We start from the raw sequence: 19,754 nt of genomic DNA, 5'->3' as shown, positions 1-19,754 counted from the left end.
GAATATCCACAAAATACAAAAGCTCACCTAAAAAGATGAGCTTCTGTTTATTTTTAATTAAAGAATAGTTCTTAAACTACTCCTTGTGCTAACATTGCATCTGCTACTTTAACAAAACCTGCTATGTTTGCTCCTTTTACGTAGTCTACATAACCTGACTCATCAGTTCCATACTCAACACAAGCTTTATGGATATTTTCCATAATATCTTTAAGTTTTTCATCAACCTCTTCACGAGTCCAACTTAAACGTAATGAGTTCTGACTCATTTCTAAACCTGAAGTTGCTACTCCACCAGCATTAGAAGCCTTACCAGGCGCGAATAATACTTTTTCTTTGTGGAATACAGCGATAGCTTCTGGAGTAGAAGGCATATTTGCTCCTTCACTTACACAGATACATCCGTTATCTACTAAAGTTTGAGCTTCTTCACCATTTAACTCATTTTGAGTTGCACAAGGTAAAGCAACATCACACTTCACTCCCCAAGGACGCTCTCCTTTAAAGAATTTAGCAGAAGGATACTTCTCTACATATTCATTAATTCTTCCTCTTCTTACATTCTTTAACTCCATTACGAAAGCTAATTTCTCGGCATCGATTCCATCTTCATCATAAATGTATCCAGAAGAATCTGATAACGTAACTACTTTAGCACCTAATTCAGTTGCTTTTTCACAAGCGTACTGTGCTACATTTCCAGAACCAGAAACCGTTACTATTTTTCCATTGAAAGAATCTCCTTTAGTTTTTAACATACTATCAGCAAAGTATACGTTTCCGTAACCTGTTGCTTCTGGTCTAATTAAAGATCCACCCCAAGTTGCTCCTTTACCAGTTAAAACTCCAGTAAATTCGTTTCTTAATTTTTTATACATACCGAACATGAATCCGATTTCTCTTCCTCCAACTCCGATATCTCCAGCAGGTACATCTGTATTAGGGCCAATATGTCTGAATAACTCACTCATAAAGGCGTGACAGAAACGCATGATTTCGTTATCTGATTTTCCTTTTGGATCAAAATCAGAACCACCTTTTCCACCACCCATTGGTAATGTTGTTAATGAGTTTTTAAATACTTGTTCGAAAGCTAAAAACTTTAATATACTAGCGTTTACCGTTGGGTGAAAACGTAATCCACCTTTGTAAGGCCCGATAGCTGAGTTCATTTGAACTCTATATCCTCTATTTACCTGAATTTCACCATTATCATCTACCCAGTTTACTCTAAAAGAAATTAATCTTTCAGGCTCAACCATTCTTAATAATATATTTTTTCCGTGATAAATATCATGTTTAACAATATATGGTATAACAGTTTCTGCTACTTCTTGTACAGCTTGCAAAAATTCTGGTTCATGACCGTTACGTTGTCTAACCAGATCCATAAAGGCCTTTATTTTAGATTCCATAATTTAACTATTCTAAAAATGTTTTTTTTATAAAAATAATGTACAAATATAATTAATTAACTAATTTGACGGTCTAAAAAAGACCTTTTTTTGCTGATACGAAAACGTTGTAGTCGTTCATATAATTTACCAGCCTATTTCAGTAAAAAATCTTAAATTTGCCACCTAATTTGACGGATTATGTTAGAAAAGATTACAGGGTTAATTGATGAAGTTAAAAATTTTGAAACTTCATCTCCTGAAGAAATTGAAAATTTCAGAATTAAATACCTTGGTAGCAAGGGGATTTTAAAGGATTTATTTGCTGAATTTAAAAACGTTCCTAACGAACAAAAAAAAGAATTTGGACAAACAATTAATCTTTTAAAGAAATCTGCTGAGGAAAAAGTAAACACTTTAAAAGAGGCTTTAGAAAGCGCAATTGAAGATAAAGGTGTTTATGGAGACTTAACTCGACCATCTGAACCTATAGAATTAGGCTCGAGACATCCTATTTCTATTGTTAAAAACCGAATTATTGAAGTTTTTAACAGAATAGGGTTTACTGTATCTGAAGGTCCGGAAATAGAAGATGACTGGCATAACTTTACAGCTTTAAATCTTCCTGAATACCATCCAGCAAGAGATATGCAGGACACTTTCTTCATTGAAAAAAATCCTGATACATTATTACGTACACATACTTCTTCTGTACAAGTACGCTATATGGAAAAAAACGAGCCACCAATTCGAACAATTTCTCCAGGTAGAGTTTTTAGAAATGAAGATATTTCTGCAAGAGCACATTGTATTTTCCATCAAGTAGAAGGATTATATATTGATACTGATGTTTCTTTTGCTGATTTAAAACAGACTTTATTATACTTTACAAAAGAAATGTTTGGTAAGTCTAAAATCAGATTACGTCCGTCGTATTTCCCATTTACTGAGCCAAGTGCTGAAGTAGACATTTATTGGGGACTTGAAACTGAAACTGATTACAGAATCACAAAAGGTACAGGTTGGTTAGAGATTATGGGATGTGGTATGGTTGATCCGAACGTACTTAAAAATTGTAATATTGATCCTACTAAATACTCTGGTTATGCATTTGGAATGGGTATAGAACGTATTGCAATGCTTTTATATCAAATTCCAGATATTAGAATGTTTTACGAAAATGATGTTCGTTTCTTAGAGCAATTTAAGTCGGTGATTTAAATTTAGAAACATATTTATAAATAAGAGTTGTGAAATTTCAATGGTTTTTAATTGGATTTTACAACTTTTTAATTTTAATGAATTAGTAGATGAAAAAAGATATTATAATTCCTGAAGTTACAGGGATAGAAATGGCGGTTGTTTTAGAGCACAACGAAACACATGATACAGATGATTGGTATGTTTACCTAATCAATAAAAAAGAAGTAGATTTAGATATGATTATGATTGTTTCTCAGGGCTTTTCTGAAACAAAAACGACTACCGTTTTTAGAAAAAAAATTAATCAGTTACCTGCAAACGCATTTGCTAAAATAGAAATGATTCATCCAGATGTTTTTAGTTTAGCTAATAGATTTCAAGTTTCATTCTTTGAAGGAAATCAAATTCAAGAAAAAACTTTTGTTTTTGAAGCCGATACAATAAAAGAAGGTGCTTTAAGAATGATCTCTTCTTTAAATAAGAGAGGAATTATTGTAAAATAAAAAAATCCTTTTGCAATTGGGGATGCAAAAGGATTAATTTAATCAACCAAATAAATTTAAAAAACCTTCATTTATTTTTTATAATGAAAAAAACAAAACTATAAGGAATACTTTCATGTATATCACTTATTTACACTTCAAATATAGAGAGCTTTACTGTATTTTTTTGTTGATTTTCGATCTATGGATTTCTATCTATAGACAAGTTGTTTAATTTCTTCGACGAACGAATCAAAACCCTAAAAACCAAAAACTTAAGAAACCACAAAAAAAGAAGAACCCTTTTACATTTGGGGCTTGCAAAAGGGTTTATATTAGGTTTTTAAAAGTAAACCTTATAACTCTAAAAAATGAAAAAACAAAACTTAAATTGGGGATTATTAAATTAAGTTATTTCTTACTACTATTAACACTTCAAAGGTATGAAGCTTTAGAAATTTAGCGTTAAAACATTCGATATTTAGTCTTTTAATTTAGATAAAAGGTTCGTATTTATCGACGAACAGAATGTTTATCTTTTTAAACGAAAAAAAACATTAAATTGATTCATAAGTTTCTACAGTAATATCTGCTGTAACATCACCAGTATGTTTTGTAGATAATGGTTCAAAAAGTAAAATATGAACCTCTTCTTTTGCTATAGGTTTATGCAGAACTCCTTTAGGTACAATATAAAATTCACCTTCGTTTATAGTAACCGAGCTATCTTCTAAATCAATCTGTAACTGACCTTTAATAACCATAAATAATTCATCTTCATCATCGTGCTTGTGAAAAACAAATTCCCCTTTAATTTTAGCTAATAATACTTGTTGACCATTAAGTTCTGCTACCTTTTTAGGAGACCATTGATCTGAAAATAGATTGAATTTATCTTTAATGTTAATTACTTTGGACATAATTGATTTTTTTAATTTGCTTTTAAATTCACTACGTTTTCAGTTACAATCTTTGATAATTCCTTTAGCTTATTCTCTTCATATAACTTTGGTAGATCTGACAAAGGTGTTCCAACTTCAGCTTTATAGTTTATATAATCTTGAAAAATAACCCCTCCAACATTTCTTTTATTATAACTACTTCTAAAACGTACACCTCCATTATTCACTTTATAATTATAAGCTAAATAGTCGACTGTATTTGTCTTAGAATTTATCCAATAATAAAACTGATCTTCAAAATCTTTTCCTCCTCCTTCTTGATTGAAAGTAACTTGTACTACTTTATATGTTTCGTTTTTAATTGTTACTTCACCCTTATACTCTTTATTAACCGCAGCATCATTTAATTTATAAGGAAGTGTTGCAAAATAAATTACAGAATTTAACGCTTCAGAATACCTTAACTTATCTCTTTCATTAAGTGCTGTAGATTCTCCATTTATTGTTCTTGAAATCGTTCCATTGTTTAAAACGTCTTCAATAACTTTATTTTCTGTTTTTCTTTTTACTGTATATGTATAAGAATTCCCAGAGTTTTTAAATGAATATTCATTCTTTCTAAAAATAAAACTATAGTGAGCGCTTGTATATAACTCTCCTCCATGAGCTTTAATTGCCTGATTAATAATTTCATCTCCTTCAGACAAAGTAACCTTAACCTCTTTTTCGATTTTTTCTTCTTTCTTTTCTTCTGTTTTTAGCTGACATGAAATTGCAAATAATGATGTCATCAAAATTATACCTCCAAAAAAAGCTTTTCTCATTGTTTAGTTTGTTTTATTAGTACTAAGTCTGTTTTTCTGAAGCAACTTACAACTTATCTTTAAGTTTTTGTACTGTTTAAATGTTAAAGACGTCTTCTTAACTTTATTGCATGAAAAAACCACTTAAAAAATTAAGTGGTTTAATACATATTTATATTTCAGTTTTAACGTAAACTGATACTAGACTTTCCTACTTTTCTTTTACCAATATAAACATTGATACTATACTCTCCTTTATGCATAGCTGCTCTATCAACAGATATTAATGAAACGACACTTATTTTCTCTCTATCATAATCAACATTAATTAAATCATTATATGAAATTTCATTTTTTGAACCACTTCTTTCTGAAGGCACTCCATTATTGTGATCATCTAATATTTGAATGTAGATTTCTCTATTACCTATGTTAGCTAAATCATTTGGTAGTATATCAAATTTCACTCTAAAAGCATCTATTTTCTTAGATCTTGTAGTAGTTGTATATTTACCATTATTTTTTTCTTTTAAAGCTTCAACCTTAACAGAACTTATTTTTAAAATCCCTGCAACTCCAATTTTATCTTTTAAAACTTTTTCTTCAGATTTTAATTTCTTGTTAGTTGCTAGTAATGATTTATATGATTCATTACCTTCATTAAGTTTCTTCTTTGCCGAAGTATTTTCATCACGTAATTTTTTATTCTGCTCACGTAATGACTCAACTTTAAGAAAGAGTTTTCTGTTCTCTCTTTCTAATTTTGTAACCTTTAAAGAGTATTTAAAAAGTAAATCGTAGTTTACTTTTTTCATTTGCTCTACAGAATCTTTTAATGCTATGATTTTATTCATACCATTAACTACTCTTTTTGTTAACCATTTCTTTTTGGTCGTAATCTCCTTGTAATCGGCTACAATCTTGTCGAGCTCTTTTTGAAGTAGTTTCTTTTCTTTAAAAAATTCGTCTTCTAGTTCACTTTTATTTCCATGACTTTTAAATGAAAATATAATTAACGAAACTAATAGAATTACAGGTGAATACTTTAAGAATTTCTTCACCGAAGTGTTGTTTAAAACTTTCATTGCTTGGGGGATAAAAATTTAACATTCTAAATATAAACGACTTAACTTAAAGTTTTATTATCTAATTAAAGACATCATTCTAAAAACTTATAAATAAGAAGTCTAAAAACTGTAAGCTTCCTTACAATTAATTACACAACGTAATATACAAAAAAATCTGTAATAATTATTATTTTCGTTGAAAACAACTTTTATGAATGTGCAAGATTTAGTTGCAGAATTTTCTTCTTGGGTTTGGGGTTTTCCTTTATTAATACTCCTTATTGGTGGTGGTTTAACTTTATTTATTTATTCTGGTTTAGTTCCTTTCCGATATTTAGGTCATGCTGTAAATATCCTAAGAGGAAAATACGACAAACATAATTCTCCTGGAGATCTTTCACATTATGAAGCTTTATCTTCTGCTATTGCTGCAACTGTTGGTATGGGAAATATTAGCGGAGTGGCAATTGCAATTGCTACCGGTGGTCCGGGTGCTATTTTTTGGATGTGGGTTAGTGCTTTTGTTGGTATGGCAACAAAATTTTTTACTTGTAGTTTATCGATAATGTACCGAGGAAAAGACGAAGATGGAAATGTAAAAGGTGGACCAATGTATGTTATTACTGAAGGTTTAGGAAAAAAATGGAAACCTTTAGCTGTATTTTTTGCTTCTGCAGGATTAATTGGTACACTACCTGCATTTCAGGCCAATCAGTTAACACAAACTTTAATTGATGTTTTTAAAGTAAATGATAGTAATATTCAAACTTCTAAATTATTATTGGGGATTACTATCGGAATTATTACTGCTTTGGTAATTTTTGGTGGAATTAAAAGAATTGGAAAAATTGCAGGTAAGCTAGTTCCCGCAATGGTAGCTATTTATTTAATCACTGTGCTTTCTATTTTAATTTTAAAAATTGAAAATATTCCTAGTATGTTTTCTTTAATCTTTACGGATGCTTTTTCAGGAAATGCAGTTAAGGGTGGAGCATTAGGTGTTTTGATTATTACTGGTGTGAAAAGAGCAGCTTTTTCTAATGAAGCTGGTTTAGGAACAGCACCAATGATGCACGGAACAGCAAAAACTAATGAACCAATTCGTGAAGGCTTGGTAGCCATGTTAGGTCCTGCTATTGATACACTATTAGTTTGTACACTTACAGCTTTGGCTATATTGGCTTCTGGTATTTGGAAAGGTTTTCAAGGCAACGGAATATCATTAACACTAACTGCTTTTGACTCTGTTTTACCTTACGGAATTGGTAGTGTTATACTAACTATTTGTGTTTTAATTTTCGCTTTTTCAACTTTATTCACATACTCTTTCTATGGATATTCTTGTTTATGTTTTTTAACTAATACAAAAATTGGAAAATATTATAATTACATCTACATAGCAGCCATAGTAATTGCAGCAAACGTGAAATTAGATTTCGTAATTAACTTGATTGATAGCGGTTATGCTTTAATGGCAATACCAACTGTACTATCAACATTAATATTAGCTCCGAAAGTAAAAAGAGCTGCTAACGATTATTTTACGAGATTAAAAGCCGAAAAAAGTTCGTAGTTATTTTCTTAAATAAAATTTTACGCTTTTATAAAGCATAATTCCGCTGAGTATAAAAATAAGTGCACCCCACATCCAGTATGTTCCAAATGTATTGGCTGCAATATTTTGTGTGTCGGAGGTCATTATTTGTCCGTGACGTTCAAATTGCTTTGTAAATAAATAATTAAACTGAAGATAAGTACTTAAAATACATTGCAACCCTAAAAACAAAACAGTAATTGTTTCAATCTTTTTGTTTTTCAAAAACATGATAACAATTAAAGCTATTGAGATAGCGCCCAAAACAACAATTCCCCAATAGGAACGAATCCAAATTATTAAAGATAGAATCATTACTCCTGTCAGAATTCGTAACATAATTGCAGCGTGCTTTTGTGATCTTGCTGACATAATTAGAATACTTCCAGAAATAGCCGGACCAAACAATCCGCCTGCTGCAGTAAGTGCACTACAAAGATAAATGGGTAAAAATCGATTTGTTACGGAAGAATAAGCTACTCCTCCGCCATTTTGATAAATCTCTAAATAATGAAATTTTCCGCCAGTTAAAAGAGCTGTTAATCCATGTCCCATTTCATGAAACCATGTTCCTAAAAGCCTAAAAGGATATTGTATTTGAACAAAATAAGGAAGCTGTAGCAATAAAAATATGGCTACAGCTATAATTAAAATGGTATAATCTAATTTTCTTGAAATCACTTTTTGTTTTTACAATTATTCGGAAAATAATTCTGAAACTCTCTTTTTCATTTCAGAAGCTAAAAAAGTATTTGTTCCTCCGCGTTTTTCAAGTTCAGCAATCACATTTAAATAACTTTCTTTATCTAAACCCTGACTCAATTTAAACACCGTGTCTAAACGATCAACTTTAATTTCAAAGCCAGTAATGTGCGGCATCCATTTATTGGTATAAGTCTCTGGTAAATTATGGTACACAGTTGGTGAATTCTCATTTCCTTTTTCGTGAAGTAACGTAAATGCCTTCATTAATGAAACCAACTTTTCCCCTTCAAAAAAAGACATTTTTCCTTCAGCATGAACACTCATATAATTCCAGGTTGAACCTTTATTCGAATTCACACACCAAGAAGCACTCACATATCCGTTAGGTCCAGTAAAAACTGATAATACATTAGAGTTTTTCTGAAACGCTTTACAATGATCTGTTTCTTTCATCATGTGTCCTATGATATACAATTCGTCATTACGTTTCTCAACAATCACAGGAATTTGAGTAGCCACAGGTTTCCCTTCTTCGTTTACACCTGTAATTTGAACAAATGGATATTCATTAATGAAATCTAAAATTTCTTGTTCGTTTTTGGCTTTATAACTTGGTATATTGTACATACTATTTTTTACTTAACTCTTCAACTATTTGTTTTGAAGTTGTATTAATTTTCTCTTGTGTTTTGCTGATTTCTTTCTTTAAAGTTAAAGAATCCTTAACCATATCTAGTGTCTTTTCAGCAGATTTCACATACCAATCATTCCAAGCGTTAATAATTCTTACTTGAGTAGTTAAAGAATCACCTTTTGAAAGTGCAATTTTACTTTGCTCTTTTTCCTCTTGTAATCTTGCTAAAGCAGCTACTTCTATTTCATTCAAAATTGTTGTTGCAGTGGTTTTATCTGAATTTAATAGCGTATAAGCTGCTGTTAAAGAACCAACACCTACATTTTTTAAAGTTTCCTGCGATACTTTATCTAAACGATCGTTATCTGTATGATAAAACTGATCTGTAAAATGCCAAAATAGCACACTTGGAATATTGCCTTTCAAAAATGGAACATGATCACTTCCGCCTTCAAATGGATTTGTATTTACTTCCCAATTCGCAATTTTTCCTTGAGCTTTAAATTTATTAATTAAAAAGTCATTTAAATAATGAGGTTTCATTTGAGACAACTTCATTTCTGCAGCTCCCCATTCTGTATGCTTGTCTTTTCCTCTAGTCCAAATTGCACTTGGATCAGGCATTTTTTCAATTAAAAAAGTACCACCAGTTTTCTTTGTATCTTCTCCAACCATATCTAAAGAGATTCCCCATTTAATATCTTTAGCTCTAATACTATCTTCTTCTACATATCTTCTTGTAGAAACAATTTCATCTCCCCAAAGAAAGGTTAATGTTCTTTTATTTGTAAACCTATTGTTTTTTATAAATTTCGCTGTTAAAGTTGCCATTTCTAGAGCAACACCAACTCCTGTTGCATTATCGTTTGCTCCAGGCTCTTGAACATGTGCACTAAAAACTAATCTTTCTTTTGGATAAGTAGTACCTTTAATATCAGCTACAATAGTTAGCTCTTCAGATTCATAAACTTTGGTATTTACAACTGCAGTAAGTTTCACTTTTCCTTTACTTAACTCTTTTTTTAGAGCTTCTTTTGCTTTATAAGACAAAGCTATTCCCCAAGATTTAACCTCTTCATTTAAAGGAATTGTTCTGAATTGAATAGAAGTTGTATTTTTCTCAGGCTGTAAATAACTTGGATTGTTATAAGTTACTAAACCAACTGCTCCACCTTCCACTATAGCTTTTCTAAATATTCTATACGGATGAACCTCAGCAAAAACAATCTTTCCTTTTACATCTATTTTCTCTAAATTTTTAGTGTCTTCAACATAAATTACTTCTGCAGTAATTCCTTCTTTTGGTGTACTATAAGAATTTAAAGCAATCATGTTTCTATTCGTATCGTGCTGTAATAAAAAGTCCTCTTTACCTGCAATTCTTAATGAAGCATCTACAGATTCCCAGGTCGGCCTTTGCAATGGTCTTTTTTCAATACGATAGGTAAGAACATCACCTTTTTTAGCATTTTCTTCTTTTACAAATCCAGATTTTTCTAATTCTTCTGCTACTTTATATATCGATTTATTAAAACCCGTATTTCCTACAACTCTCCAATATTTTTCTACAAAAGCTGTAGTATTATAAGCTAAATCTCCTGTAAACTCTTGATTTAAAATCTCTGAATAATTAGTTGATTTTAAAGTTTTAAATTTTTGATCATCAGTTGTTTTCTTACATGAAACTACTGAAATAACAAACAATAAAATAAGAAGTGTATTTTTATACATATTACAATTTTTAATGGGCTAAAAATACACTTTTATTTTTCTGCAAAAACTTAATCTATTCTTAGATTCCTAAAAATTGATTACAACAAAAATCTTAATTTATTTATTCTAATAATTGAAGTTTTGTTATAGATGGCATGTAGGCTTTAACCATTTTGTAATCACCACTACAACAAGGAAATGAAGATACTTTCCATTTCCAAAACACTTTAAATTTTCTCTTTAAATATTTTGGGTTATCATTAAACTGTTTGTCTTTAAAAAAGAGCACAATAGTTCCTAAATCATTATTTCCAAAACCAAAATCATATACATTTTCGTTTTCATCTGTAAAATTTATATGATGGTAATCTCCAAAATCGTTTCCTGAATAGTGTGCAACAAAAGAATTTGATCTAGCTCTCCATAAATTCACTTCATAAGACAAATCTTTTTTTAGATTTTGCTTTATGTTTACTGGACAATTAACTATAAAATCATCAACAGACCAGTCAACTACCTCTTCATTACTTTTTCCATCATCTTGAGCATTTACTATAGTAAATACGAAAAACAAAACCATAAAAAAAAGTATATTCTTATACATACTACAATTTTTAATATGCTAAAAATACACTTTTATTTTTCCTATCTTTGTAATAAAAATAAAGCTATGAACTTTTTTTTGAAAAGTAGGCAGATCATAATTATAGTGATGTGTTTTTTATCGGTAAATCATCTATTTTCTCAAGTAATTATAAAATCACCTCAAACAGAAAATATTGGTGAAGATGGTTTTTCTTCTAAATTTTCAGTTTATGAAGATAAAATGGTTATTTCTGCACTTAGAGCAGAAACCAATTTTGGTAAAACTGGTGCCGTTTACGTATATAAGAAAGACAAAGGAGATTGGAATTTAGAACAAGAAATCTTTCCTTTTGATGGTAAAGAATCTGATTCTTTTGGTTTTGAAGTACAGATATTTAAAAATACTATTATTGTTAGTAGTACCAAAAACAATAAAAAAGGTGCTGTATATGTGTATAGATTTTTAAATTCTAAATGGATTTTAGATGAAAAGATAACTATTCAAACTCCTAATAATTATGACTTTGGCTATAGGCTTTCATTATTAGATGAAAATAATTTTGTAGTTACTACCTTTGAAGACTCTCAAAACGGGAAAAGCACTGCTTACGTTTACGAATACAAAGATAAACAATGGAAAGAAATTCAAGTTATTAATACTTCTTTTAATGCTTTTAATGGCTATAACGTAGCACATAACAATGATAACCTTTTCATATCTGATAGAAGATATCCTAATTCTAATGATTTTAATGGAATTGTTTATGTTTTCAAGAAAGTAAATGGTTTATGGACAGAGATTCAAAAACTAATACCTGATAGCGGAAGGACAATTGGATCTGGCTTTGGTTTTGATTTAGATGCAACCAATGAATATTTAGCTGTATCTTCTTTTGACAGAGGAGCATATATTTATAAAAAAAATATTGCAACAGGCTTTTATGAACTAGAAACTAAAATTGAAAAAAACTCTTCAGATCAGAATGATTATTTTGGTTCTTCTATTTTTATCAAAAACAATTATGTGTTAATAGGTGGTAGTAAAGTACTTCTTTATGAAAAAACAAATGGTTTATGGAAACAAAAAAAATTATTTTCTACTGAAACTACTGGTCTTTCTTATGGTTTTTGGGATGTTGAAATTCACAATGATGAAGTATTTATTTCTGCGCCTGATGATGATTTAGATAATAATTATGAAACGAATAGCGGTCTATATATCTATAATCTTAAATCTGTTCTAAATACTCCTAAAGATAAAAAAGCACAATTAACGATATCTCCTAATCCTTTGACAAATAATAAAACAAGGATAACTTTAAATTCTAACGTAAAAATAATTGAAAAAAGAATTTACGATATGAATGGAAAATTAGTATTCAAAGAAAAAAATGATAATAATATTTTAAAAACACCTTCTTTAGGAAAAGGTGTTTATTTTATTAAAATTCTAGATTTTAATAAAAATTTTTCTGTCAAAAAATTAATCGTGAATTAAGTCTTATTGTTTTATTTTAAAGTCAACGTTTCATTCTCAAAACTCAATCCTTCAAAACCAGTATTCATAAAATTTCTGATGTTTTGATGACCAGTTCCGTTAGGTTCATTAACAACCTCAGCATAATATTGTCCGAAACACGCTAAAGTTTCCTCTTGTGTAAGTTCTTGTTGAATTGCAAATGAGAATACTTTGCATGAACCTTGATTTTGAGAAACTTCATTTTCTAACACTCCGTTTTTAAATGCAGAAGGAGTAAAATTATAGTTGTCTTCTATTACAGCTATTGTTTCTGAAAAATCTATTGTCGTAGGTTCGTTTTGTAATTTATGTTTGAATTCTTGTAGTGTCATGATTTTATAAATTTATATAAGCTTTTAATTATATTTTCTAAATTTTCATTATCCTTAATTAAGTCTTCATAAGTATAATTTGAATCTATCACAAAGTTTGCTAGTTTAATTTTATATGTGTTATTTAATGTACCTGATTCTGCACTAAACTTGTTTTGGTTTTTTTCGTCTATATCATTATCTGTAAATAGTTGTCGATAGAAATCCCCTAAACCAAGATTTTCATAATCTTTTCTATCAAAAGGAATTTTTTGAGCATTTTCAACCGCTTCTTCTTTTTTTAAAATTATAGACATAAAATCTTTTACTATTTTTTTAGGAAGTAAATTTTCGATCTCTTTTACATTGGTGTTTTGATAAAGAAAATTTGCTTTATCTCTTGAAAGTTTACTCAATACCCTTTCTCTGTTCCCTTTTTTAGATTTACCGTTAGCGTTATCATTATCTGCTAACAAATAAATTTTACTAGACAAGGCAAATGAATTTATCTTTTCTTGAACTTCCTCTTCATTAAATTCTATATGATCTTCAAATAAATAGTGGGTAATCAAATTCCCTCCATATTCGAAAAAAGCAAAATCTATATCTTCCTTTAAATACGGAATCTTATCTTGTTCACAATATAATTTTAGAAACTTAGAAAGATATATTCTATCTGTTGGTCCTTCTACCCAAATCGATGTATTCGCTAATAAAACAGAAGATGTATTTACGCCTAGTTCATCTAGAATTTCTTTATCTGGTTTAATTTTTGTTTTTATCAAGTGTTTTCCTTCTTCTAATTTTTTAAATTGAAAAAAAGATACTTTATTATTTTTTAATGTTAAATCTAGAAAATGATTAGAATGTGTAGTAAAAAAATATTTTAAATTCTTTTGTTTTAAAAACTCATTATTTAGTAGTGTTTCTATAAATATTCTTTGAAATCCAGGGTGTAAATTCATTTCTGGTTCTTCTATAAAAAAGACTTCATTTTTTTCAGCCATAAAAATTGGGAATAATAATATAATTAGTGCTTGTATACCATCTCCGATTTCATGAATCCCTCTATAACCTTGCTTTTCAAAATCTAAATGAATTAATCTTGATTTTGTATCTGGAACTAATGCAACTTTTTCATTTCCAAAAAAGAACTTACTTAAAAAAAATTCAAACTCTCTAATATCCCTATTTTTAATCGAACTAATCATATCCTTTACATGACTCCAAAGTTCTAATCCAGTGTGAATATCATTATGTTCAGTAAACTCTCCTACTGCCCCAAAATATCTAACCTCAACAGCTTCTTTAAACCTACCCCCCTCTAAATCAACATTATTAAGTAGACTTCTTAAAACAGGTGTATAATTTTTTTTTGAAATCTTATGTTCCTTTGAAAAATTTAATTCTTTTTGATATTGTTCAACTAAACTTATATATTTTTTGATTTCATTTCTTACTTTTTCTGACAAAACACTTAACATTTCTTTTTTTAAGGATTCAATTTGTTTTGTCAAATCTTCATTGTTTTTATTTGAGAAGTTTTCAATTAATTCAATATTAGTAGCAATTAGATTCTTTTTATCTACTTGATTTTTTAAAAAAGGATATAATTCTTTTCCTTGTTCTAAACTCTGTGTCTGAATAGAGGAAATATAATTTGATAATTCCTTAAAATGTATTTTTTCCGAAAAATGATTCTTGTAAGAGTTAAGTTTCAATAATCCTCTCATAAATCTACTTTTACCAGAATTATTTGCACCAACAAAAAAATTAAATTGAGTTATTTCTAATTCATTATTGTTTTTTTCATAATCTAGGAATGTATTTCTTTCTTCATTGAGAAAAAAAATAGGCTCTCTCAATTCTAATGGAATATCACTACTTTCTTCTCCCCTTATAGTTAAAATCATTTGTTTTTCTTTTAATAGGAACTCTAAAAATATTACTAATTTCTTAGATTATAAAAACTAAAAATTGCTAAGTACTATAAACTTTTTCCAGTACAACATTTATAGTTAAATTTGCGCATCTAAAATTATCAAAAATGTATAGATCGCATTCTTGCGGTGAATTAAGAACATCGCATATTAATACTGAAGTTACCCTTGCTGGATGGGTTCAAAAATCAAGAGATAAAGGTTTTATGATCTGGGTTGATTTACGAGATCGTTATGGAATCACACAGTTGATTTTTGATGAAGAAAGAACTTCAAAAGATCTTATTGAAAAAGCAAAAACCTTAGGTAGAGAGTTCGTTATTCAAGTAAAAGGAACAGTAATCGAAAGAGCTTCTAAAAATCCTAACTTAGAAACTGGAGACATCGAAGTTTTAGTTTCTGACTTAACGATTTTAAACGATGCTAAATTACCTCCATTTACGATTGAAGATGAAACTGATGGTGGAGAAGATATTCGTATGAAATATCGTTATTTAGATATTCGTCGTAATCCTGTTAAAAACAGTTTATTATTCCGTCATAAAGTATCGATGGAAGTACGTAAATATTTATCTGATAAAGGATTTATTGATGTGGAAACTCCATATTTAATTAAATCTACACCAGAAGGAGCGCGTGATTTCTTAGTACCTTCTCGTATGAATGCTGGTCAGTTTTATGCTTTACCACAATCGCCACAAACATTCAAGCAATTGTTAATGGTTGGTGGAATTGATAAATATTTCCAAATCGTAAAGTGTTTTAGAGATGAAGATTTACGTGCCGATCGTCAACCTGAGTTTACACAAATAGACTGTGAAATGTCGTTTGTAGAGCAAGAAGATATTTTAGAGATTTTCGAAGGAATGACTCGTCATTTATTAAAAGAGATTAACGGAGTTGAAGTTGATAAATTCCCAAGAATATTGTTTGATGACGCTATGCGTTTATACGGAAATGATAAACCAGATATTCGTTTCGGAATGCAATTCGGTGAATTAAACGAAGTTGCACAACATAAAGATTTTAAAGTATTTAATAGTGCAGAGTTAGTAGTAGGAATTGCTGTTCCTGGTGCTGCTTCTTACACTCGTAAAGAAATAGATAAATTAATCGACTGGGTAAAGCGTCCGCAAGTTGGAGCTTTAGGAATGGTATATGTGAAATGTAACGAAGACGGAAGTTTTAAATCTTCTGTAGATAAGTTCTACGATCAAGAAGATTTAGCAAAATGGGCAGAAGTTACTGGAGCAAAACCAGGAGATTTAATTTGTGTTTTATCTGGAAACACGAATAAAGTACGTGCACAATTAAGTGCATTACGTATGGAATTAGCTGAGCGTTTAGGTTTACGTAAACCAGATGAATTTGCTCCGTTATGGGTTGTTGATTTCCCTTTATTAGAGTTAGATGAGGAAACTGGACATTATCATGCAATGCACCATCCATTTACTTCTCCAAAACCAGGTCAGATCGAATTATTAGATACAGATCCAGGAGCCGTAAAAGCAAATGCTTATGATTTAGTTTTAAATGGAAACGAAATCGGAGGTGGATCTATTCGTATTCACGATAAAGAAACACAAGCGATTATGTTCAAGCATTTAGGATTTACTGAAGAAGAAGCGAAAGCTCAGTTCGGTTTCTTAATGGATGCTTTTGAATATGGAGCCCCACCACATGGAGGTCTGGCTTTCGGTTTAGATCGTTTGGTTGCTATTTTAGGTGGACAAGAAACTATTCGTGATTTTATTGCGTTCCCTAAAAACAATTCTGGTAGAGACGTTATGATTGATGCACCTGCAACAATTGATAATGAACAATTACAAGAATTGAGTATTAAATTAGATATTCAACAACAAGAAGCATAGTTTAAAAACTAAATCGCTTCGCTTTAAGAATTAAGAATTCTATAAATAAAAATCTCGCCTAGTGCGGGATTTTTTTTATTCAAAATTTTACTTTCTTTCTATATTGCTTTTGCTATACATACTCTTTTATTTGTCGTTTGTACATAGATTTCTTATTTATCAAAATTTCATGTTTTTTTAAATTACATTTGACTCATGAAAAAAAGAAAAAAGCTAAAAATTACACTATACGTCTTTTCTATTTTACTCTTAGGTGGAGTTACAACTTTTGCAATACTGTATTATAATTTCTACGGGAAATTTGAAATTGATACGCAGCAATTCTCTCATCATATTGGATATATAGATCAAGAAAAAGCTTTATTAAACGATACATACATACTTTGTGGAGATCGAAGTATTTACAAAATACATCATGGCGCTCCTGATGATGCTTTTAAAGGAAGTAAAAAACAGTTTAAAAACTTTATCCTTTCAAATTATAAAAACGAGTCTTACACCGATTCTGGATATTTAAACTTTCGATTTTTAATAAACTGCGAAGGAAACGCGGGTTGGTTTGAAATCATTGAAATGAATCTAGATTTAGAGGAAACTCCATTGAATAAAAACATGGTGAAACAGTTACTAAAACTAACTTCAGATTCTAGAAATTGGGCAGTTTTTTCTTATAAAAATCAGCCAAGGAATTATTATATGTACATATCTTATCGCATTGAAAATGGAAAAATTGTCGAAATACTACCTTAGTTTACTTATTTGCTTTAGTCTTTTCACTTCTTGCAAAGAGAAAGTAAATCAAATGGGAAAAACAGAACAAAGAGTTTTAGCTGAAAAAGTTTTTAAAGAAGGATCACACTTATATCAGGGTTCTCCAAAAAGCATGACTAGAATTCAAAAAGCTATTGAAATTGACCCAACATATGCCGAAGCCGTTAGAGAAATGTCTGTCGCGTATTTAAAAAGAGGAATACCTCACTTGTGGAAAAAACACATGGATAAAGCAGTTGCTCTAAATCCTGAAGTTTGGCAAGGTTACAGAGGCTATTGTTATTTATGGTTTTACAGAGATTATAAAAAAGCTATTGCAGATTTTAACGCTAGTGATGCATTAAATCCAAGCTTTACTGATGCTCCTCAAGGTCATAGTGTTGATTATTGGAGAGGAATTGCCTACTTAGGATTAAAAGATTACAAGAACTCTTTAAAATACTTTGATAAATATATAAATGAAGAAATTGAGAAATTCGGAACCCGTACTATAGAAGTTACAACTTATTTGTACAAAGGAATCGTTTATTATGAAATGAATGATTTTGAAAAAGCTAAAGAAAATTTCGAACTGTTATTGAAAAACTCATACGATGTTTATGCTGACGGAAAATACTATCTAGCTCTTATTTTGAAACAAGAAGGAAAAATAGAAGAAGCTAAAGAAATGGCACTTTCTGGATTAAAAGATTTTAATGATGGTTACGTAAATCAGCGTCCTTATGTTGAAAGCATGAGAGAGTTGTATTTAGAAGATTATGAGAACTTAATAAAAGACTTAACAAAATAAATACAGAGTGTAAAACATATGATTTTACACTCACTAAGGTCTAGGTTTAAAAAAATCTAAAAACCTAGTTATTATTAATGGCTTTACTTCTTAATAATTTAACCCCTTCGTGAATTAAGAAAAAAATAAAAGCATAACTGATAAAATTTATTGAAATAAATATCAGTGTTTCAAACTCAAATATGCGATCATTTTCTCCAACTCCAATTATATGGAACATATCCTTAATAATTTCAGGATAAAAAAGTAAAATGCCTGCTAACAAAAACAATATCAAACCGAAAACTTTCCTAAACATATTACAAGTTAAGTTTTTAGTTTTAATTTATAACAATATTTAAGGCAAGTACTATTAAAAGCATAGCTGAATTACAGTTATCTATAACTAAATAACATATAAGAATTCTTGTTTTTACAAAAAGGTAGATTCTCTTATAATTAAATTCGTTTGAATTTCAATGGATTTACTCGTTCCGAAGACTTCATTACTCTCAATTTCTCTTATCATTTGTTGCATGGCTAGCTTTCCAATCCTACCTCCTGGCTGATTTACAGTAGTAAGATTAGGTTCTATAATTGTTGAATGAGATGAGTTACTAAAACCTACAACTGCGATTTCATCTGGTATTTTTATAGCAAACTTTTTTAATGTTTTAATCACACCGATAGCAAAATCATCTGTAATACAGAAAATAGCGTCTGGTTTATCTTTTAAACATATTAGTTCTCTTGCCAATCGTTTTCCTTCATTAATTGATGAATCATCTGTACTTAAAATTAAACTCTCGTCAATTGGCAAATCGTGTTTTTTCAAGGTTTGCTTATAACCTTCAAATCGCTTTTCAGAATTATATGAATCTTCTCGTTCTTTAATAATTGCAATACGCTTCTTACCAATATTAACTAAATGTTCAACCGCATTTGCCGCCGCAGCAATCTCATCAATAACGACTTGAGTACAAGGAATTTTACTCGATACTTTATCAAACAGAATTAAAGGTCGTTTTTTTAGCGCAAGCAACATTGGAGAGATATCTCTAGTATGTTTAGATAAAGCCATCAAAATTCCTTCAACTCCAAATTGAAGCATTGTATTTAAAACGTCTTTTTCTTTCTCAGGATTATTATTTGTTTCCGCAATAATGGTTGTATAATTAGTTTTTTCAGACTCTAATAATATTCCTTTTAAAATTGTGGCTGTAAACGAATGAATAACACTTGGAACTATAATTCCTATAATATTTGTTTTCTGTTTTCGAAAACCTTTTGCAAGAATATTCGGTACATATTGTAATCGTTCTGCCTCTCTTTTTACTTTACGTTTTGTTTCTTCACTAATATCAATATGATCGTTTAAGGCTCTTGACACTGTTGAAATAGAAAGATTTAAACTCGTTGCAATTTGTTTTAATGTTGTCGTTTCTTTTTTCATGACGTAAATTTTAGATTAAATCTTTATGAAATATTCTT

18 protein-coding genes are annotated in these 19,754 nt (G+C 29.7%); 7 read left to right on the top strand and 11 right to left on the bottom strand.

The annotated features are described in order from the left end of the window. Positions 1-71: 71 nt before the first annotated feature. Complete coding sequence (gdhA, locus tag Q1A46_RS07450; protein ID WP_299676100.1) at positions 72-1,415, bottom strand: NADP-specific glutamate dehydrogenase; 1,344 nt, start codon at positions 1,413-1,415, stop codon at positions 72-74. 180 nt (positions 1,416-1,595) lie between these two features. Here gdhA and pheS point away from each other — a divergent pair, with 180 nt between their 5' ends. After that, the gene (gene pheS / locus Q1A46_RS07445; RefSeq protein ID WP_095068839.1) at positions 1,596-2,615 is read left to right on the top strand and encodes a phenylalanine--tRNA ligase subunit alpha; all 1,020 of its coding nucleotides are present in this window, start codon (positions 1,596-1,598) and stop codon (positions 2,613-2,615) included. An 89-nt stretch (positions 2,616-2,704) separates the two neighbouring features. Beyond that, the gene (locus Q1A46_RS07440) at positions 2,705-3,100 is read left to right on the top strand and encodes a hypothetical protein (RefSeq protein ID WP_299676095.1); all 396 of its coding nucleotides are present in this window, start codon (positions 2,705-2,707) and stop codon (positions 3,098-3,100) included. A 536-nt stretch (positions 3,101-3,636) separates the two neighbouring features. On the opposite strand, the gene Q1A46_RS07435 is transcribed toward Q1A46_RS07440, so the two are convergent. The 3 genes from Q1A46_RS07435 to Q1A46_RS07425 form a co-directional block, all read right to left on the bottom strand. Then, complete coding sequence (locus Q1A46_RS07435) at positions 3,637-3,999, bottom strand: cupin domain-containing protein (protein ID WP_299676092.1); 363 nt, start codon at positions 3,997-3,999, stop codon at positions 3,637-3,639. An 11-nt stretch (positions 4,000-4,010) separates the two neighbouring features. Then, a complete protein-coding gene (locus Q1A46_RS07430; RefSeq protein ID WP_299676089.1) occupies positions 4,011-4,805 on the bottom strand; it encodes a DUF6503 family protein in 795 nt (264 codons plus the stop codon). 164 nt (positions 4,806-4,969) lie between these two features. Next, positions 4,970-5,845 carry a hypothetical protein gene (locus Q1A46_RS07425; protein ID WP_299676086.1) on the bottom strand — a complete coding sequence of 292 codons (876 nt, stop codon included), beginning with the start codon at positions 5,843-5,845 and terminating at the stop codon, positions 4,970-4,972. A gap of 217 nt (positions 5,846-6,062) precedes the next feature. On the opposite strand from Q1A46_RS07425, the gene Q1A46_RS07420 reads away from it, so the two are divergent. Beyond that, positions 6,063-7,424 carry a sodium:alanine symporter family protein gene (locus Q1A46_RS07420; protein ID WP_299676082.1) on the top strand — a complete coding sequence of 454 codons (1,362 nt, stop codon included), beginning with the start codon at positions 6,063-6,065 and terminating at the stop codon, positions 7,422-7,424. On the opposite strand, the gene Q1A46_RS07415 is transcribed toward Q1A46_RS07420, so the two are convergent. The 4 genes from Q1A46_RS07415 to Q1A46_RS07400 form a co-directional block, all read right to left on the bottom strand. Then, complete coding sequence (locus Q1A46_RS07415; protein WP_299676079.1) at positions 7,425-8,126, bottom strand: M50 family metallopeptidase; 702 nt, start codon at positions 8,124-8,126, stop codon at positions 7,425-7,427. A 15-nt stretch (positions 8,127-8,141) separates the two neighbouring features. Beyond that, positions 8,142-8,777, bottom strand: coding sequence for an FMN-binding negative transcriptional regulator (locus tag Q1A46_RS07410; RefSeq protein ID WP_299676076.1), 636 nt, complete (start codon positions 8,775-8,777; stop codon positions 8,142-8,144). 1 nt (position 8,778) lies between these two features. Next, the gene (locus Q1A46_RS07405; protein ID WP_299676073.1) at positions 8,779-10,515 is read right to left on the bottom strand and encodes a M28 family peptidase; all 1,737 of its coding nucleotides are present in this window, start codon (positions 10,513-10,515) and stop codon (positions 8,779-8,781) included. A 103-nt stretch (positions 10,516-10,618) separates the two neighbouring features. Continuing rightward, positions 10,619-11,101 (bottom strand): hypothetical protein, encoded by a 483-nt coding sequence (locus Q1A46_RS07400; RefSeq protein WP_299676070.1) that lies wholly within the window; start codon positions 11,099-11,101, stop codon positions 10,619-10,621. A gap of 108 nt (positions 11,102-11,209) precedes the next feature. On the opposite strand from Q1A46_RS07400, the gene Q1A46_RS07395 reads away from it, so the two are divergent. Beyond that, positions 11,210-12,580: a T9SS type A sorting domain-containing protein gene (locus Q1A46_RS07395; protein WP_299676067.1), complete on the top strand. Its 1,371-nt coding sequence runs from the start codon at positions 11,210-11,212 to the stop codon at positions 12,578-12,580. Positions 12,581-12,591: 11 nt separating this feature from the next. Here the strand turns inward: Q1A46_RS07395 and Q1A46_RS07390 are convergent, their stop codons facing one another. Together Q1A46_RS07390 and Q1A46_RS07385 are read right to left on the bottom strand one after the other, a co-directional pair. Then, positions 12,592-12,933: a HopJ type III effector protein gene (locus Q1A46_RS07390; protein ID WP_299676064.1), complete on the bottom strand. Its 342-nt coding sequence runs from the start codon at positions 12,931-12,933 to the stop codon at positions 12,592-12,594. Beyond that, positions 12,930-14,825: an ATP-binding protein gene (locus Q1A46_RS07385; protein WP_299676061.1), complete on the bottom strand. Its 1,896-nt coding sequence runs from the start codon at positions 14,823-14,825 to the stop codon at positions 12,930-12,932. The genes Q1A46_RS07390 and Q1A46_RS07385 overlap by 4 nt, the downstream gene beginning before the upstream one ends. A 134-nt stretch (positions 14,826-14,959) precedes the next feature. On the opposite strand from Q1A46_RS07385, the gene aspS reads away from it, so the two are divergent. The 3 genes from aspS (at position 14,960) to Q1A46_RS07370 (ending at position 18,284) form a co-directional block, all read left to right on the top strand. Continuing rightward, positions 14,960-16,723, top strand: a complete 1,764-nt coding sequence (gene aspS, locus Q1A46_RS07380; protein ID WP_299676057.1) for an aspartate--tRNA ligase — start codon at positions 14,960-14,962, stop codon at positions 16,721-16,723. 195 nt (positions 16,724-16,918) lie between these two features. Continuing rightward, positions 16,919-17,473 (top strand): hypothetical protein, encoded by a 555-nt coding sequence (locus Q1A46_RS07375; RefSeq protein ID WP_299676054.1) that lies wholly within the window; start codon positions 16,919-16,921, stop codon positions 17,471-17,473. Positions 17,474-17,525: 52 nt separating this feature from the next. Beyond that, positions 17,526-18,284 carry a tetratricopeptide repeat protein gene (locus Q1A46_RS07370; RefSeq protein WP_299676051.1) on the top strand — a complete coding sequence of 253 codons (759 nt, stop codon included), beginning with the start codon at positions 17,526-17,528 and terminating at the stop codon, positions 18,282-18,284. Positions 18,285-18,696: 412 nt separating this feature from the next. On the opposite strand, the gene Q1A46_RS07365 is transcribed toward Q1A46_RS07370, so the two are convergent. Then, positions 18,697-19,716, bottom strand: a complete 1,020-nt coding sequence (locus Q1A46_RS07365) for a LacI family DNA-binding transcriptional regulator (protein WP_299676048.1) — start codon at positions 19,714-19,716, stop codon at positions 18,697-18,699. Positions 19,717-19,754 lie beyond the last annotated feature (38 nt).

This window comes from uncultured Tenacibaculum sp. (assembly GCF_947502995.1).
In the GTDB taxonomy this organism is placed as follows: domain Bacteria; phylum Bacteroidota; class Bacteroidia; order Flavobacteriales; family Flavobacteriaceae; genus Polaribacter.
Note: the sequence above shows the minus strand (reverse complement) of the source record. Positions and strands in the feature narration are given on the sequence as shown.

Bases quoted from the DNA above. Each gene is read 5' to 3' on its own strand.
- Q1A46_RS07395 (WP_299676067.1), top strand. From the start codon at position 11,210: ATGTGTTTTTTATCGGTAAATCATCTATTTTCTCAAGTAATTATAAAA.
- Q1A46_RS07390 (WP_299676064.1), bottom strand. From the start codon at position 12,933: ATGACACTACAAGAATTCAAACATAAATTACAAAACGAACCTACGACA.
- Q1A46_RS07430 (WP_299676089.1), bottom strand. From the start codon at position 4,805: ATGAGAAAAGCTTTTTTTGGAGGTATAATTTTGATGACATCATTATTT.
- Q1A46_RS07440 (WP_299676095.1), top strand. From the start codon at position 2,705: ATGAAAAAAGATATTATAATTCCTGAAGTTACAGGGATAGAAATGGCG.
- Q1A46_RS07375 (WP_299676054.1), top strand. From the start codon at position 16,919: ATGAAAAAAAGAAAAAAGCTAAAAATTACACTATACGTCTTTTCTATT.
- Q1A46_RS07400 (WP_299676070.1), bottom strand. From the start codon at position 11,101: ATGTATAAGAATATACTTTTTTTTATGGTTTTGTTTTTCGTATTTACT.
- Q1A46_RS07385 (WP_299676061.1), bottom strand. From the start codon at position 14,825: ATGATTTTAACTATAAGGGGAGAAGAAAGTAGTGATATTCCATTAGAA.
- pheS (WP_095068839.1), top strand. From the start codon at position 1,596: ATGTTAGAAAAGATTACAGGGTTAATTGATGAAGTTAAAAATTTTGAA.
- aspS (WP_299676057.1), top strand. From the start codon at position 14,960: ATGTATAGATCGCATTCTTGCGGTGAATTAAGAACATCGCATATTAAT.
- Q1A46_RS07370 (WP_299676051.1), top strand. From the start codon at position 17,526: ATGGGAAAAACAGAACAAAGAGTTTTAGCTGAAAAAGTTTTTAAAGAA.
- gdhA (WP_299676100.1), bottom strand. From the start codon at position 1,415: ATGGAATCTAAAATAAAGGCCTTTATGGATCTGGTTAGACAACGTAAC.
- Q1A46_RS07420 (WP_299676082.1), top strand. From the start codon at position 6,063: ATGAATGTGCAAGATTTAGTTGCAGAATTTTCTTCTTGGGTTTGGGGT.
- Q1A46_RS07435 (WP_299676092.1), bottom strand. From the start codon at position 3,999: ATGTCCAAAGTAATTAACATTAAAGATAAATTCAATCTATTTTCAGAT.
- Q1A46_RS07410 (WP_299676076.1), bottom strand. From the start codon at position 8,777: ATGTACAATATACCAAGTTATAAAGCCAAAAACGAACAAGAAATTTTA.
- Q1A46_RS07365 (WP_299676048.1), bottom strand. From the start codon at position 19,716: ATGAAAAAAGAAACGACAACATTAAAACAAATTGCAACGAGTTTAAAT.
- Q1A46_RS07405 (WP_299676073.1), bottom strand. From the start codon at position 10,515: ATGTATAAAAATACACTTCTTATTTTATTGTTTGTTATTTCAGTAGTT.